The organism is Aeromonas caviae (genome assembly GCF_000819785.1).
In the GTDB taxonomy this organism is placed as follows: Bacteria; Pseudomonadota; Gammaproteobacteria; order Enterobacterales; family Aeromonadaceae; genus Aeromonas; species Aeromonas caviae.
In genome coordinates, this window is sequence record NZ_CDBK01000050.1 from 56,526 (window position 1) to 57,447 (window position 922).

1 protein-coding gene and 1 pseudogene are annotated in these 922 nt (G+C 65.1%); one reads left to right on the plus strand and one right to left on the minus strand.

The window, feature by feature from the left end:
* Positions 1-568, plus strand: a 568-nt coding sequence (locus BN1120_RS21705; protein ID WP_042015664.1) for an AAA family ATPase, incomplete at its 5' end; no start/stop codon positions are given.
* 88 nt (positions 569-656) lie between these two features.
* On the opposite strand, the pseudogene BN1120_RS21470 reads toward BN1120_RS21705, so the two are convergent.
* Positions 657-922: pseudogene (locus BN1120_RS21470) on the minus strand (MFS transporter); the annotation flags it as partial.

Here is a 922-nt window from a genome sequence, read left to right on the forward strand (position 1 = left end):
CGACGAGATCGACAAGATCTGCAAGCGCGGCGAGAGCTCCGGCCCGGACGTTTCCCGTGAAGGGGTTCAGCGCGACCTGCTGCCGCTGGTCGAGGGCTGCACCGTCAACACCAAGCACGGCATGGTCAAGACCGATCACATCCTGTTTGTCGCCTCCGGTGCCTTCCAGATCGCCAAGCCGTCCGACCTCATCCCCGAGCTGCAGGGCCGTCTGCCGATCCGGGTCGAGCTGACCGCCCTGACCACCGAAGACTTCGAGCGCATCCTGACCGAGCCGAACGCCTCCCTGACCGATCAGTACAAGGCGCTGATGGCCACCGAAGGGGTCAACATCGAGTTCACCCAGGATGGCATCCGCCGTCTGGCCGAAGCGGCCTGGCAGGTCAACGAGCGCACCGAGAACATCGGCGCCCGTCGTCTGCACACCGTGATGGAGCGGCTGATGGAAGACATCTCCTATGACGCCTCCGAGAAATCAGGCGAGACCTTCGTCATCAACACCGACTACGTCAACGCCCACCTCGGCAAGCTGATTGAAGACGAGGATCTGAGCCGTTTCATTCTGTAACAGGTTGATCGATAACGAGGAGCTGAGCGGTTTACTATCCTGCCCAATCCCATAGCAAGACGCCTCCCCTGTGGAGGCGTCTTCGTTTTCAGCGTTCTCCCGACTCGCAGCCGTCCCGGGCCACATCACCCTGCACGGCACGCTCCCCCCTTCCCGCCAGCCAGAGCGCACTCATCAGCAGCAAGGCCGTCAGGGCGAAGGTGACCCGGGTGGCAAACGCCAGCTCGTCCGCCGTCGCTAGGGGGAGATCGGGCCGCCCCGCCAGGGCGGCGAACAGGCCCCCCAGTCCCGCCGCCCCCATCAGCTGGCCCAGGTTGCGCGACAGGGTCAGCAGCCCGGCCACGGCGCCCCGGC